The following is a 16,595-nucleotide window of genomic DNA, read 5'->3' as shown; positions in this document are numbered from 1 at the left end:
GGGGTGAATCTAATTGAAAACTATGTTACAAGATAATGAGAAATTTGATATTAAGTTAGAGCCATCTGATTGGAGATTTTCGGCTAGCATATTAGGACTTATTGAATATTTTGAAAGTATAGATCCATTAAATGACTTTCATGAAATAGAGGAGGATTCTATTTTATATAATAGTAATTCTATTACAAAAGAAAAGTATTTGAATTTTGTAGAAAAAAAATATGGACAAGACTTACATCATAAATTTGTTGAAGATAGAGTTAGATATTTTTCCAAAATAGATAATGATGAAATTGACTTAGAAAAAATAAAAGAAATAAATGCTAGATTTTCTAAGAATGCATCTGGAAATACAATAATGGAAAATGTGTTTAAAAAGACAAAGTTTGATGGGAGTAATAGTGAAGAAATACTAAGTTTAATTGAATCTAACAGAGAAGAACTAATATGCGAAACTTTTAGAAACAAAAAAGATATGTATGCTAATTTTTGTAATACAAATCAAATGCTTAATGATGACCAGAATTACTGTAGATTATTAGGATACTGTATAGATGCAGGTAAAAAAGGTAAATCCATAGGATATGCATTTAATGCAAATAGCTTTGCTGGACAAGATATATGTGAATTTGACTTTATACCATTTGCTTTTATTAATGATAGGGAATCAATTTTTATAAATGATAACTATGAAATAAACAGACTATCTAATACTAAAAAAATATTAGAAGCTAAGATAAAAAATGATTCTAATACAGAAGGAAAATATAAAAGTGCTAGATACTTTTTATTTAAAGGTATTATAGAAAGTTCGGACTTTATAGATTATGATGTTGAAGTAATAGTCAAAAATAGGGATAAAGATTATTTTGAAACGTTATATATAAGAAAACCTAGTATAGAAATTTTAAGAGCTATTGGAAAAAGTAAAATTGATTATAACTCACTATGTTTTTCATATAAGATAACTGACGATTATTATATTGATATATACAGAAAAGTAATGGATAGCATTTTAAACAATATACTTTTAGATGAAATTATAGATTTGTTGTTAAAAGAGAATAGAAATAATTATAAAATTAATCAACTATTAAGAATAAATGATTTGATAAGGGGTGGGGCAATGATGAATTCAAAAAAAGTCCTTGATGCAAGAATGGTAAGTAAAATACATGCTTGTGCTAAGGCAGTAAAAGGTAAAATACAAGAAAATAAGTTAGAAAGTTACAGACAAAAGCTTATAAGCTCAATAATATTTAAAGATTATGATAGAGTTTGCCAAATATTATTACAGTTATCACAGTATTCAGATACATATTTTAGCTTTGCAGATGACTTGTTTATAGATTTTGAAGAAAACAAAGATATAGCATATATGTTTATAAATTCACTAGGAAAAAGCTATGAACCGAATGATAAAGGTTTAGTAGATATAAAATCAGAAGTAAAAGAAGGGAAATAAGGGGGAGAATTAACAATGGAAAATAAAAAATATAAAGCATTAACATTAACAGTAGTAGCAAATATGACTTCAAATTACTCAGAGGGATTAGGAAATATAGCGTCATTACAAAAGGTATTTAGAAATAGAAAAGTTTACACTATAAGAAGTAGAGAAAGTTTAAAAAATGCCATAATGGTGGAAAGTGGCATGTATGATGATTTAAAAACAGAATCTAACGGTGCTACTCAAAAAGTAGCTAATACAGAGTTAAATGCATCAAACTGTAGAGCACTTGAAGGTGGATATATGAACACTAAGGGAACAACAAATATAAGAAAAAGTTCATTCTATTTAACAGATGCAATATCTTGTGAAAGTTTTGTAAATGAAACTAGATTCCATAATAACTTATATTTAGCTACTAATTTAGCAAAAGAATTAAATTTAAATATACAAGCTAATCCAAAAGAAACAGGACTTATGCCTTATCAATATGAATATGATAAATCATTAAAAGTATATAGCATAACTATAGATTTAGAAATGATAGGAAAAGATGAAAACTTTGAAAATGACAAAGACTACAAAGAAGCAACTAAAGAAGAAAAAGCAGATAGAGTAAATTCTATATTAAGTGCAATAGAAAACTTAAGTTTAACAGTAAAAGGAAACTTAGATAATGCAGAGCCTATATTTGTTGTAGGAGGATTATCTGATAGAAAAACTCACTATTTTGAAAATGTAGTCAGAGTAGAAGAAGATAGATTAGTTGTATCACAAGATTTAATAGAAAAAGTATCAAAAGAATATAATGTAGGACTTTTAAGAGGACAGGCATTTATAAATGAAGGAGAGATAGAAGAAAAACTTAGACCAATGAGCATAATAGGATTTTTCGATAACTTGAGACAAGACGTAAATACTTACTTTGAGGTATAAAATTTATAATAGAAAGTAGGTAAATATATGAAAGCATTAAGAATTGAATTGACTCAAAATAGTGCAAATTACAGAAAAGAAGAGTGTTTAGATAATAAAATGACTTATCCTATACCACCTATATCTACGATTATAGGAGGCATTCATAATGCCTGTAACTACAGAGAGTATCATCCTATGGATATAAGTGTCCAAGGCAATTTTGAATCTATGCATAGAGAACCATATACAGATTATTGTTTTTTAAACTCTACTATGGATGATAGAGGAATACTTGTAAAAATGAAGAATGAATCATTTTTATCAAAAGCTTTTGACAAGGTTGCAAAGGCTAATAAATCACAAGGAAGCAGTTTTAGAAAAGGTATCACTATAGACGTATATAACCAAAAATTGTTAGATGAATATAATGCTCTTAGGGATTTAGGTGACAAGATAAAGAATTATAAAAGTACAGAACAGAAGCAACAATTGGAAGCAATTAAGAGTGAAAAAAAATCTTTAGCACAACAGAAGAAAGAGTTAGATAAAAAGAGCAAAGAGTATGAATTGTTAGTGCAAAAGGAGAAAGAAATTAAAGATAAGGAAAAACAGTTAAAAGATGGTCTTAAAGGGTATGAGCAAGAAAACTATATAAAACCTATATCTAAGTTTAGATCTTTGACTACATCTATTAAGTATTATGAAATTTTAAATAATATAAATTTAGTTATTCATGTTAGAAGTGATGAAGAAACGTTAAATGATATATTGGATAATATTTATAATTTAAAGTCTATTGGTAGAAGTGAAGATTTTGTAGATATAAAAGAAGCTAAGATTGTTGATTTATATGAAGGTGATTGTGATGTGGATAGCAACTATTCTACTTACGTAAATTATGATGATATAAAAAATGATAATATAGGTGTAAAATCGAAAGGTGCGAAAGATGTAAATGGAACAGTATATTATTTAAATAAAAACTATACTATAGTAGATGGAAAAAGGGAGTTTATTAAAAAAAGAGTTTTATACACATCATATTGTGCTATAGAAGAAACTAGTGAAAATATTTTTATTGATAACAATGATGGAAAAGAATACATAGTTAATTTTATTTAAGTATAAGCAGTAGGTGTTATGCCTACTGCTTAAAAAGGAGAATATATGTCAGAAGAAAATTTATATAGTGAATTATTAGATGAATCGATAATTAATGAAATAAATAAAAGACTTGCAAAACCTAGAAAAACAATAAAAGAGCATACAGATGATTTATTAAATGTTTTATATTTACTTAGGGATTTAGGATATATAAAAGATGATAAAATATATAAATTAGTTAAAAAAGCTTGTATATATCATGATATAGGAAAAATTAATGATGAATTTCAATTTAGAGTTAAAAGTGAAAAAAAGATTCCTTTTAATGATGATAAAGAAATATCTCATAATATATTGTCTTTATACTTTATAGATGAAAGTAAGTTTGATAGTAAAGAAGATTACTTAAGGGTCGCAAATGCAGTAATTAATCATCATGACTATTGTGATATAAGTGAAATTTTGAGAAGTAAACAAGAATTAATAAATTCATTATTAGATAAATTTGAACATAAAAAGGTTAAGAAAAAAGCTTCATCAAATATATCAAAAATATCTCAAAATATAGATGCTATCAAAATCAAAGGTTATTTGCATAAATGCGACTATAGTGCCAGTTCTATAGATAAAGATGGAAATAAAAACTACGAAGCAGAATACATCAACTATTTCTTAAATGAATCATTAAACAACCTATTAAATAGATGGAAAAGTAATAATCCGAATTCTACATGGAACAAGCTGCAAAACTTCTGTATAGAAAATAAAAATGAAAATATAATAGCAATAGCTCAAACAGGAATGGGCAAAACAGAAGCTGGACTTCTTTGGATTGGAGATAATAAAGGCTTCTTTATCCTTCCAATAAGAACTGCTATAAATGCTATTTACGATAGAATAGAAAAAGAAATATTAAATATAAAAGATGATAAATCTAGTGTAGATAAAATCAATAATAAAGTTGGATTATTACATTCAAGTTCTCTTGAATATTTATTATCACAAGAAGCAAATAAGAAAGATAACAAAGAGGCAAAAATTGAAGATAAAGAAAATCAAGAAATATTAAAATACGAAAATACAGCCAAGCAGCTATCACTTCCATTAAATATATCAACATTGGATCAATTATTTGATTTTGTATATAAATACCCAGCATACGAACTTAAACTTACTACACTTTCTTATTCAAAATTAGTTATAGATGAAATACAAATGTATTCACCAGATTTATTGGCATATTTAATATATGGAATAGAGCGTGTAGCAGAGCAAGGTGGTAAAATAGCCATATTAACTGCCACATTAGCTCCATTTATAAAAGATTTATTAAATAAAAATATAAAATTTAAAATAGATGAATTTACAGATGATTCCAAAAGACATAATTTAAAAGTAATTGATGAAAAAATAAGTGCTGATGATATTTATGAAAAATATTTAGAAAATAAGATCTCAGATAAAAGTAATAAAATCCTAGTGGTATGTAACAGTATAAGTGAATCTCAAAATATATATAAACAATTAAAAGAAAAAATGAACGATATTAATGAAGAAAGTAACCTACATATATTACATGCTAAATTTATAAGAAATGAAAGATTACAAAAGGAAAAAGAAATCTTAGACTTTGGGAAAACATATAAAAATGAGGATACAAAAGAAATAGATAAACAAAATGGGATTTGGATATCCACATCTACTGTAGAGGCAAGTTTAGATATTGATTTTGATTATTTATTTACTGAATTACAAGATATAAATTCCCTATTCCAAAGATTTGGTAGATGTAATAGAAAAGGTAAAAAAAGTAGCGATGATACAAACTGTTATATCTACACAAAAATAGAAGAAAAAAACTTTATAAATGGAGAAAAAGGATATATAGATAAAGCTATCTTTGATTTATCAAAAGAGGCAATATCAGGATGGAATGGTCAAATTTCAGAATCTCAAAAAATTGACTTAATTAATACATATATGACTATGGATAAATTGAAAGATAGTCATTATATAACAGAATATAGGAGTGTATATAACTTTATAAAGAATTTGACACCTAATGAATTTAAAGCTGATGAGGTAAAACTTAGAAATATATTATCCAGGGAGACAATCCCAGGACCTATTTATCATAAATATTTAGGAGAAATAAAAGGCATAGAGTGTGAATTAAATAATCCCCAGATAAAATCAAAAGATAAAAAAACTAAAAGAATTGAATTACAAAATGAATTAAAAAAATATACAGTATCAGTTCATCCAAGTGATATATATAATTATCAGAATGCTTTAAGAAATAAAAAAGCTCTTACATATGAAAATATTAAATTAAGTGATTATGAATATATACCAGTTATAGATTGTGAGTATGATGAAATGGGATATAGGAAAAAGAATTTTGATGATGAAACAAATAGAACTAATAATATGGATGATTTTATGCTTTAATTAAAAAATCAATTTCAAGAGGTGTGTTTGTGGAAAAAGGAATAACAGGAGTAATGGTTTATTACCATGAAGTTTGCAAAAGAAAGCTATGGTATTTTTATAATGAAATACAAATGGAACAGGACAATGAAAATGTTGAAATTGGCAAAGTATTAGATGAAGAAACTTATAAAAGAGACAAAAAACATATTAATATAGATAACATTATAAATATTGATTTTATAAGAACTAAAGGGATTTTGCATGAAGTAAAAAAGAGTAAAAAAATTGAGGAAGCAAGTATATTGCAAGTTAAATATTATTTATATTTTTTAGAGAAAAAAGGGGTTAAAGGTATAAAAGGAAAGATAGATTATCCTTTACTAAAACAAAGTTTAGATATTGAATTAGATAATGATGACATTGTTAAAATAGAAAAAGTTTTAAGTGAAATTGAATTAATAGTAAATGAAAAATATCCCCCAAAATTAGAAAAGAAAAGAATTTGTAAATCATGCGCATACTACGATTTATGCTTTATCTAAATTTACTATAGGAAGGTAAACTAATGAAGAGAAGTTATTATATTTATAACAATGGATTATTAAAAAGACAAGATAACTCAATAGCATTTGTAGATGAAGAAGGTGTGAAAAAATATATACCAATAGAAACTGTGAACGAAATATACGTAATGTCTGAAATGGATTTTAATACAAACCTAATAAATTATTTATCTCAATATGGAGTAGTAGCTCACTTTTTTAATTACTATAGTTTCTATACTGGAAGTTTTCAACCAAGGGAAAAATTGGTATCTGGGAATTTATTAGTTAATCAAGTTAACAACTATATTGATGAAGAAAAGAGATTGGAAATTGCTAAGAGATTTATAGATGGAGCTAGTTTTAACATATATAGAAACTTAAGATATTACAATGGAAGAGGAAAAGATGTTCAATCTTATATGAACAGGATAGAGGATCTAAGAAAACAAATACCAAAAAGTAAGAGTATTAAAGAACTGATGGGATATGAAGGAAATATAAGAAAAATATATTATGAATCATGGAATATTTTAATAGATCCTGATATTAATTTCATTAAAAGAGTAAAAAATCCTCCAGATAATATGATTAATACGCTTATATCTTACGTAAATACTTTAATTTACACAAAGGTACTTAGTGCAATATATAATACTCAATTAAATCCAACGGTAAGTTATTTACATGAACCGGGCTCTAGGAGATTTTCGTTGAGCTTAGATATAGCTGAAATTTTCAAACCTATAATTGGAGATAGATTAATATTTTCTTTACTAAATAAAAAACAAATTACAGAAAAAAGCTTTACTAAAAGTCTCAATTATCTGCACCTTACTAAGGAAGGGTCTAAAACAATTGTTGCAGAACTTGATAAGAAATTACAAACAACTATAAAGCATAAAGAATTAAATAAAGATGTTTCTTATGAGTATTTAATGAGGCTTGAGTGTTATAAATTGATTAAGCATATCTTAGGCGAAAAGGAATATGATCCATTTAAAATATGGTGGTAGAATTTGGAGGAAATTTTATGTATGTTATTTTAGTTTATGATATAAAAAGTGATGATGGCGGTCAAAGAGTACTAAGCAAAACATTTAAAACTTGTAAAAAGTACTTATCTCATATACAAAACTCTGTTTTTGAAGGTGAGCTATCTAATTCACAAATTATTAAACTTCAGTATGAAATAAATGATATAATAAGAAAAGATAAAGATTCTGTTATATTATTTAAAAGCAGAAATGAAAGATGGCTAGAAAAAGAAATGTGGGGTACTCAAGAAGATAAGACAAGTAATTTTATTTAATTGTCGATGTAAGATAGTGTTTATACATGGGTAGTTAGACAATAGTAGTTATTTGAAGGGTTTTGAGTGGCTTTTGATTGAAAATAATTTTAATAATTATGTAAAATATAAAGTAGAATAATAGATAGACAAAAACAAGTCTTGAAAGATGCTTAAAAGCTAACTTTAAAGTATAACGTATATAAGTAGAACCATATTGGAATGTAAATTAATTAAAACCTCCTTATAGAATATATGTGTCTAATATAAGTAGAACCATATTGGAATGTAAATTTAACAAATGCAGTTCCTATTTCAGTAGCTTTTACCTATATAAGTAGAACCATATTGGAATGTAAATTATTGAATAGTTTAGATAAGTTTATACCAAAAATAAAATATAAGTAGAACCATATTGGAATGTAAATGTATATCAAAATGATGCAGAGGATGATGCAGAATATAAGTAGAACCATATTGGAATGTAAATGTAAAAAGATTTATTGATGAAAAAGGAGATAATAGAATATAAGTAGAACCATATTGGAATGTAAATAGAAAATTAAGAGCACTATATTCTTTTGATTCTGGATATAAGTAGAACCATATTGGAATGTAAATATTTGAGCAATACGTTGCTACTCCTATACGCAAGCAATATAAGTAGAACCATATTGGAATGTAAATTGGTATGACAGATGTTTAACTAACGCATGTACTGTTATATAAGTAGAACCATATTGGAATGTAAATATACATTCTTATTCTCATTATAGTACTTTCTAAATATATAAGTAGAACCATATTGGAATGTAAATTAGATAAGAATATAGATATATTTAACTTAGATACTTTATATAAGTAGAACCATATTGGAATGTAAATTAAGATTCTATATAGTAGTTTCTTAGTGCTTTAACATATAAGTAGAACCATATTGGAATGTAAATTTATCACCTATATTAACTCTATAGTTTTCTAAGTTAATATAAGTAGAACCATATTGGAATGTAAATACATCACCCTCCTTAGCTTCAAGAAGTATAGTTCGTAGATATAAGTAGAACCATATTGGAATGTAAATTCTGAAATAGCTTTTGCAATAGCTTCTAATCTATCTATATAAGTAGAACCATATTGGAATGTAAATTGTAAAGATAAATCAGACACTTGACCACTCTTTGAATATAAGTAGAACCATATTGGAATGTAAATGGTACAGCTGATGGTTATTTCGGTCCTAATACTGATATAAGTAGAACCATATTGGAATGTAAATTAAAGCATTCAGTTTTTCGTGCTTTGTCAATGAAACATATAAGTAGAACCATATTGGAATGTAAATTTAGCAAAAGATAATGTAGGTGAAAGTATAGTTGAATATAAGTAGAACCATATTGGAATGTAAATTAACTTGCTCAATTTCTACATTATCTTCAGCAGTTAATATAAGTAGAACCATATTGGAATGTAAATGAATATTTCTAATCGGTATATGTAGTAAGACGATTTCATATAAGTAGAACCATATTGGAATGTAAATTGGAATAGTAATAATAATGATGAAGATAATGATGCCGATATAAGTAGAACCATATTGGAATGTAAATATAAGAATCGCATATAAGGCTCTGTATTCAATTATAATATAAGTAGAACCATATTGGAATGTAAATCTGTTATTTCATCTTCATTTTTTACTATATTACAATTATATAAGTAGAACCATATTGGAATGTAAATCAATAAAAATAACTGATACTTACATTTTCAGTAATAATATAAGTAGAACCATATTGGAATGTAAATGTAGTAAATATCAATCTACTATAATATGAATCATTTGATATAAGTAGAACCATATTGGAATGTAAATGAGAGAAATTTAATTGATTTCAATTATAAAGAAAGTATATAAGTAGAACCATATTGGAATGTAAATGGATTTATAGAATCAGTGGCCAGTGGGACAGGAATGGATATAAGTAGAACTGATTTATCAGATGTACTAAATGTAATAAGTGATACATATAATTCATATACAAATTTTTATGATTTTGCAATTGAACCATCTGGTAATTACAATGAATATTCAGATAAAAACAGTTCAAAGACTGATGATTTTTTAGATAAATATAGAGTACTTGAAAATTATATAGAAACAGATAAGGAATTTAGTAATACAAATAGGAAAGAAGCATCATAGGTAAAATATGAAAGCCTGGAGTTTAACGCTCCAGGCTTTTTTGTAGTACTATGATACTTAAGAATTAACCACAAAAAAAATTACTTAACAAATAATTATTGACTTTATTGGATTACAGTTGTAAGATTTAATTAAAGATTACAACTGTAAGTTTTAAAAGGAGGTTAATCAATGAAACAAAATATTTCTGAATCAGAATTAGAAGTAATGAAAATATTATGGCAAAAACAAGAAGCAACCAGTGCTGAAATAATAGAACAACTAAAAGATAAAAGTGATTGGAAACCAAAAACAATTCAAACACTTATTACAAGATTAGTATCAAAGGAAGTTGTACAAGTAGACAAAAGCAATAAAAAATCATATATCTACAGCACAACAGTTAGTGAAGATGAGTACAAAGATGATGCAAGTAAGTCGTTTTTAGAAAAACTTTATAGTGGATCAATAAATAAAATGGTACTTAGCTTTGTAAAAAGTAAGAAATTATCAAAATCAGAAATAGAAGAGTTAAAAGACATGTTAAAAGACGAGTAGAAATTAAATGGTATTGATAAGTAAATTAAAATATTAAGAGGGTAAATAAAAGAGGAAGTGAATTATGGAAAATATTTGGGGATATATAGTTGAGGCTACTATATTTGGAAGTGTGACAGGTCTTATAATACTATTAATAAAAACCTTACTAAAAAATAAAATTAACAAAAGATATGCATACCTACTTTGGATTATATTGGTAATAAAACTAATAATTCCATTTGGACCAGAAAGCAATATAAGTTTGTTTAATAGCATACCAATAAATTCTAATATGGAAAACATACTGAGCAGTAATAGAGGTCAACTAGAAAATAACAGTACTAAATTAGATGATATAAATAGTAATTCAAATGCGTCGCAAGCTAATGACTACATAGAGACAGACAATAATACTAATGAAGTAAATAGTACAAACTCAACTTCTCAAGATAATTACAGTAGTAATGAGGATAATGAAAATGTTGGACAAAATAGTCAGATAATTAATAACACTGCATCAAGACCAATAGTAGGTACAAATAAAGATAAACTTTCAACAATATTGTCATTTGTATGGTTATTTGGATTTATATTTGCAATAGTCACTCACATAGCAATTTATATTTATTTTATAAAAGACTTAAAAAAATCTTCTATATTAAAATATGAAAGACTTGAAAAAATATTAAAAAAATGTAAATCACAATTAAATATAAATAAAAATATTCAAGTAATAGTACATGATACAATAAGCTCACCATCCCTGGTGGGAATGTTTAAAGTCAACATTATTTTACCAGAACACTTAATAAATTTAAGTGAAGAAGAGTTAAATCACATATTTTTACATGAATTATGCCATTACAAAAATAAAGATAATTACATAGATAATTTACTTGGCGTGTTACAATGTGTACATTGGTTCAATCCACTTATACATTACTATTTCAAAAAAATGAGAAATGACATGGAAATAGCTTGTGATGAAAGGGTATTAAGTGTTTTGAATGAAGATGAACATAATAAATATGGTATTACAATGCTTAATGTTTTAGAAAAAATTAATTTTAATTCTAAAGTGAGAGTAGGATTAAATATGGCTAATGATAAGAAAACCATGAGAGAAAGAGTAGAACTAATAAAAAATAGTAAGAATTTCTCTAATAAAAAAAAGATATTTGCAGTAACAGGTATAATTTGTTTACTTGTAATGGGTGGAGTATTACTTACAAATGCAAAAATTATAAAAGTGGATGATGACTTAGATAAGGCCATATCAAATGTTATTTTAGAAAAATATAGACCAGAATACGAAAAAAACAATCCAGGAATATATTCCGGGAATGGAGAATTATCTGTAGAAGCTCATAAAATTTTAGGTAAATCTACTAAAAATAATAAAATAGAAATTTACTTAATAGCAACTTATGGGAATTATGAATTCCAAAACAATATATTTAATTTGGTACGTGCTAGCTCACAAGCACCTTTAAAAATAACATTTACAACTGACTCTACAGAAGGCAGTAAATTAAAAGATAATAATAAATATTACTATGTAGATATGAAAATGGTAAGTGATGGAGATAATTTGGAAAAATCCATAAAAGATATGTTTCCAAGAAAAGAAGCCAATAAAGCGTTGGATATTATACATGGTTCAAAGGGATCAGAAAAGTTATTTGAAGAAATAAACCAAGATGCAACCAAGTATGTTGAAGGTTTAGGCAGAAAATCAAAGGTAACTTATCATAATGTGAATAAAGAACATATAGATGGATTTGCATTAGAAAGCATATGGGAGTTAAAAGAGCTAAGTGCATATCCTGATTATATTGGAACTAGAGAAGTTATAGAAAATAAAAAAAGATATATTTATAAAACAGATTATAGTAAAACAACCAAAATGTTAAATTTTACTAAAAAAGATGAAAATGGTGATAAATTAGAAGAAATTTCATACGAAATAAACAATAACAAAATGGAAAAGATAGACAGTGATAAATATGTTTCTTACAGAGAATTCTCAGGAAGAAGTTTTTTATATATAGATGAAGCTAAGACTACATTTACAGCAGAGGAAATAAAAATAGTAAATAATGAAGCTAAAATTTATGTAAAAGTGGAGAATGAAAGTGATAAAGATTTACACCTATCTATGAAAAATGTAACTATAGGAGAAAATACAAAAAATATGGACGCTGAAGTTACTATAGGTAAGGGAGAAAGTCAAAATGATATTTTAACTATTAAAGGAATATCAAAAATAAGTGATATACATGGTTTGAATACAGGAACTATATTAATAAGAAATATGAATAATCCAGATGACGTAGAAAAAATAGACTATATAAATAAGTTGTAAATAAACTTTAAAATATAAACATAAGTTAGAAAAATTTCAATAATAAGTAATCCATCAACTTAATTGTTTGGTGGATTACTATTTTTATTTTCAGATTTAATTTCTTTATTTAAGAAATAAGATATTATAGTTCTGATTATAACTAAAGCAGCCAGAGTTAGTATATGATCAATAGTTGGATCTAGTATTGACTCAATAATATCTGCACCAATCAATATCTCAAGAGCAAATAATATATATGTGCCTAAAAAATTTTTTAGCATAGTAACTTTTTCAACAGCCAATTCTCTATCTTTAGTAGTTACTTCAGATATTACAAAACCAATAAACTGTATCATAACACCATAAATTATTACTATAACAGATAACCAATATAGGATAGTAACAAGTATTTGCAATATATTTTTCAATTCCAAATTAATCAGTCCTTATAAATTGTTAGTTATTTATAGTATGAACTTTATAAAATAACAATATTCAAGTCACATATTATATATAAAACTAATGCTAATATAATAATTCAAAACAGAGATTAATTATAGGGATAACATATTCTATAAATCAAAAATCTTTTTATAATATATGCAATATTTGGGAGTTATTAGAGGGCACTTGATCTAGTATAAATTTTTTAAATAACTGTATATTTTTATTATCCTTACCATTTTTCTTAGTAATCATATAAATATCCCAAGTAAATGATTTATCTTTGAAAGGAATATAATTAATCTTACATGTTTTAGTATGAGCAAAGTCAATACTTATACCAATGCCTTCATTCCTTTTAGCCAAATCATGAATAAGTATCATTTCATCAGTTTGAGTATATATAATTGGATCAAATTTGTTTTCCAAACATTTTATTATGTAGTTATGATGAATTTTAGATTTGTTACTATTTAGAATGATTTTTTCATTTTTTAAATCTTTAAAGTCAATTTCTTTTTTATTGCATAGATGATGTTTCTTGTTAACAATAGCATAAAGCTTTTCTGATTTTACGAAATTATAATCAAATTTATTATTATTAAAATAATGAATAGCAAAACCTAAATCAATTTCACCATTTAAGACTGCTTCTTCACAATCAAAGTCAGTATATTCTTTTAGGCTAAGCATTATATTAGGATAAAGGTTGTTAAACTCCTCCATAATATTGCTTGGTAAAGCGTTGAGAACTCCATAAGAAAGTCCAATTTTCAAGTAATCATTATCTTCCATTACCATTTGTTTTATACCTTCAGTTAAAATATCGAACTGATAAACTATAGTTGTTCCTTTGTTTTTTAAATATTCCCCATATTTTGTAAGCTCATTACCTGTAGTATTTCTATAAAAAAGTTCAACGTTAATTTCTTTTTCTAAATTACTTATAGCTTTGCTTAAGCCTTGCTGAGATATGTAGAGATTTTTAGCTGCTTTAGAAAAACTGCCATCCTTACAGATTTGTAAAAAGTATTTTAACGTTTTTATATCCATTTGATTCAACTCCTTAATTTAATCAATTAAAATATTATCTGAAATGATTTCAATAAAAGTATAACATTGTTAAAAGCTTGGAACAATTTAAAAAAGTCAAGGAACTAAAAGTTGTATATTATACAACTAAGCTGTGTTATTCAACAGATTGCTACTTTGCTACAATTCTAAGTGTAAGTTAAGGAAGTTAAAAATCATAAATTAATATTGTCATAAGTTAATAGAATTGTATAAAGGAGTAGGGGAAATGGATAAAAAATTAATGACTATTGACTTAAGTAGCCGTGTATTACTAGATAAAGCTGAAAAAGATGGAGTAGAAACAATATATGACAGAAAATTATCAATGAAAGCACAATGTGGATTTGGTCTTCAAGGAGTTTGCTGTAGAAACTGTGCAATGGGTCCATGTAGAATAAGTGCAAAAACACCAAGGGGATTATGTGGAGCAGATGAACATACAATAGTAGGGAGAAATTTTGCCAGAATGTGTGCAGGAGGAACTGCAGCTCACTCTGACCACGCCAGGGATATAGCTCATACAATGGTATTAACTAGCAGAGATGGAAATTATAAAATAAGAGAAGAAGAAAAACTAATAGCACTAGCTAATGAATGGGGAGTAGAAATAGAAAATAGAGATATATATGATATAGCCCATGAAGTTGCAAATGTGGCATTGATGGAGTTTGGAAAACCATTTGGAGTATCAATATTCTTAAAAAATGCACCAGAGAAAAGACAAAAAATATGGAGAGACTTAGGTATAGAACCAAGAGCCATAGATAGAGAGATAGCGACTGTAATGCATTCAACCCATGTGGGATGTGCAGCAGATATTGATAGTTTAATAAATTTATCATTAAGGACATCAATGGCAGATGGATGGCAAGGTTCAATGATAGGAACAAGATTTAGTGATATATTATTTGGAACTCCAATGCCAGTTGAGACAGAAGCAAATTTAGGAGTACTTGAAGAAAATCAAGTAAATATAATACTTCACGGTCATGAACCTTCATTATCAGAAATGATAGTTTTAGCATCACAAGACTCAGAGTTATTAGCTTTAGCAAAAGAAATGGGAGCAGAAGGCATAAATGTATCAGGAATGTGCTGTACAGGAAATGAAATAACAATGAGACATGGTATAAAAGTGGCAGGAGACTTTCACCAACAAGAACTTGCAGTAATAACTGGGGCAGTAGAAGCTATGATAGTTGATGTTCAATGTATATTCCCAGCTCTTGCAAAGGTTGCTGATTGCTATCATACAAAATTCATAACAACATCTCAAAAAGCAAAAATAACAGGTTCAACATTTATGGAATTTAAAGAAGAAAATGCATATGAAGATGCATTAAAAATAGTAAAAGAAGCAGTACTTAACTACAAAAATAGAAATAGAGCAAATGTACTTATACCAGAATTTAAATCAAAAGCAACAGTTGGTTATAGTGTAGATGCAATAATAAATCAATTAGATAAAGTAGTAAATTCTCAAATAGATGAAACAGGAACAGTAAAACCATTGGTGGACTGCTTAAAATCAGGAGCTATAAGAGGTATAGTTGGAGTTGTTGGATGTAGTAATGCCAGAGTACCTTCAAATAATTCTCATATAACTGTAATGAAAGAATTAATCAAAAATGATATCTTAGTAGTTTCCACAGGATGTGCAGCTCAAGCAGCAGCTAAAAATGGACTCATGGATAAAGAAGAAGGAAAGAAAATGGCAGGTAAAGGTCTTGCCACAGTATGCAAATTAGTTGATATACCACCAGTACTTCATATGGGTTCATGTGTTGACTGTTCTCGTATATTAGATGTAGCTTCAGCATTAGCTAATTATACAGGCTTAGATATATGTGATTTACCAATAGCAGGATCAGCACCGGAATGGATGTCAGAAAAAGCTGTTGCCATAGGTACTTATATTGTATCAAGTGGTATAGACACATATTTAGGAATAATGCCACCTGTAGGCGGTTCATCAAAAGCTGTTGAAATACTTTGTGGTGGATTAAAAGAACAAGTAGGAGCATCATTTACAGTTAATGAAAATCCAGAAGAATTAGCTAAAATAATTATCAATGATATAGAAGAGAAACGTAAACATTTTGAGAAAGTATATGAAGCAAGATTAAATGAAAATGTAAATGCATAAAAATTGACCATATTCTAATTTTAAGTATATATTAAAAAGGCCATAAGAGTTTACTAAACAGATGTATCTGTTTGCAAACTTTTATGGCTATTTTTATCTTCCACTAACAGTGTATCCATTG

13 protein-coding genes and 1 CRISPR repeat array are annotated in these 16,595 nt (G+C 26.6%); of the genes, 11 read left to right on the top strand and 2 right to left on the bottom strand.

What is annotated here, in order from left to right; all coding sequences use genetic code 11:
* Nucleotides 1-22 precede the first annotated feature (22 nt).
* From cas8a1 to TEGL_RS10500, 10 genes are all read left to right on the top strand, one after another.
* Nucleotides 23-1,465 carry a type I CRISPR-associated protein Cas8a1/Csx8 gene (gene cas8a1, locus TEGL_RS10540; RefSeq protein WP_242827323.1) on the top strand — a complete coding sequence of 481 codons (1,443 nt, stop codon included), beginning with the start codon at nucleotides 23-25 and terminating at the stop codon, nucleotides 1,463-1,465.
* Nucleotides 1,466-1,480: 15 nt separating this feature from the next.
* Nucleotides 1,481-2,386, top strand: coding sequence for a type I-B CRISPR-associated protein Cas7/Cst2/DevR (gene cas7i / locus TEGL_RS10535; protein WP_018590789.1), 906 nt, complete (start codon nucleotides 1,481-1,483; stop codon nucleotides 2,384-2,386).
* A 27-nt stretch (nucleotides 2,387-2,413) separates the two neighbouring features.
* On the top strand, nucleotides 2,414-3,490 hold the full coding sequence (gene cas5, locus TEGL_RS10530) for a CRISPR-associated protein Cas5 (RefSeq protein WP_018590790.1): 1,077 nt from the start codon (nucleotides 2,414-2,416) through the stop codon (nucleotides 3,488-3,490).
* A 45-nt stretch (nucleotides 3,491-3,535) separates the two neighbouring features.
* The gene (locus TEGL_RS10525) at nucleotides 3,536-5,923 is read left to right on the top strand and encodes a CRISPR-associated helicase/endonuclease Cas3 (protein WP_018590791.1); all 2,388 of its coding nucleotides are present in this window, start codon (nucleotides 3,536-3,538) and stop codon (nucleotides 5,921-5,923) included.
* Between the two features lie 29 nt (nucleotides 5,924-5,952).
* Nucleotides 5,953-6,447 (top strand): CRISPR-associated protein Cas4, encoded by a 495-nt coding sequence (cas4, locus tag TEGL_RS10520; RefSeq protein WP_018590792.1) that lies wholly within the window; start codon nucleotides 5,953-5,955, stop codon nucleotides 6,445-6,447.
* Nucleotides 6,448-6,470: 23 nt separating this feature from the next.
* Entirely contained in the window at nucleotides 6,471-7,463 is a 993-nt protein-coding gene (gene cas1b, locus TEGL_RS10515) for a type I-B CRISPR-associated endonuclease Cas1b (RefSeq protein ID WP_018590793.1), read from the top strand.
* Nucleotides 7,464-7,480: 17 nt separating this feature from the next.
* Entirely contained in the window at nucleotides 7,481-7,759 is a 279-nt protein-coding gene (cas2, locus tag TEGL_RS10510) for a CRISPR-associated endonuclease Cas2 (protein WP_018590794.1), read from the top strand.
* A 179-nt stretch (nucleotides 7,760-7,938) separates the two neighbouring features.
* A CRISPR array of direct repeats spans nucleotides 7,939-9,680; the repeat unit is 30 nt; unit sequence ATATAAGTAGAACCATATTGGAATGTAAAT.
* Nucleotides 9,681-9,713: 33 nt separating this feature from the next.
* Nucleotides 9,714-9,944: a hypothetical protein gene (locus tag TEGL_RS19805; RefSeq protein WP_416389614.1), complete on the top strand. Its 231-nt coding sequence runs from the start codon at nucleotides 9,714-9,716 to the stop codon at nucleotides 9,942-9,944.
* A gap of 171 nt (nucleotides 9,945-10,115) precedes the next feature.
* Nucleotides 10,116-10,481, top strand: coding sequence for a BlaI/MecI/CopY family transcriptional regulator (locus TEGL_RS10505; protein WP_018590795.1), 366 nt, complete (start codon nucleotides 10,116-10,118; stop codon nucleotides 10,479-10,481).
* Nucleotides 10,482-10,545: 64 nt separating this feature from the next.
* Nucleotides 10,546-12,828: a M56 family metallopeptidase gene (locus TEGL_RS10500; RefSeq protein ID WP_018590796.1), complete on the top strand. Its 2,283-nt coding sequence runs from the start codon at nucleotides 10,546-10,548 to the stop codon at nucleotides 12,826-12,828.
* 59 nt (nucleotides 12,829-12,887) lie between these two features.
* On the opposite strand, the gene TEGL_RS10495 is transcribed toward TEGL_RS10500, so the two are convergent.
* Nucleotides 12,888-13,238, bottom strand: a complete 351-nt coding sequence (locus TEGL_RS10495) for a DUF1622 domain-containing protein (protein ID WP_242827310.1) — start codon at nucleotides 13,236-13,238, stop codon at nucleotides 12,888-12,890.
* A gap of 163 nt (nucleotides 13,239-13,401) precedes the next feature.
* Nucleotides 13,402-14,307: a LysR family transcriptional regulator gene (locus TEGL_RS10490; RefSeq protein WP_018590798.1), complete on the bottom strand. Its 906-nt coding sequence runs from the start codon at nucleotides 14,305-14,307 to the stop codon at nucleotides 13,402-13,404.
* 247 nt (nucleotides 14,308-14,554) lie between these two features.
* Here TEGL_RS10490 and cooS point away from each other — a divergent pair, with 247 nt between their 5' ends.
* A complete protein-coding gene (gene cooS, locus TEGL_RS10485) occupies nucleotides 14,555-16,474 on the top strand; it encodes an anaerobic carbon-monoxide dehydrogenase catalytic subunit (protein WP_018590799.1) in 1,920 nt (639 codons plus the stop codon).
* Nucleotides 16,475-16,595: the final 121 nt, after the last annotated feature.

Origin of the sequence: Terrisporobacter glycolicus ATCC 14880 = DSM 1288, from assembly GCF_036812735.1 — a bacterium.
GTDB classification, from domain to species: Bacteria; Bacillota; Clostridia; order Peptostreptococcales; family Peptostreptococcaceae; genus Terrisporobacter; species Terrisporobacter glycolicus.
The sequence above is the reverse complement of the archived record's forward strand: the minus strand, read 5'-3'. Positions and strand labels throughout refer to the sequence as shown.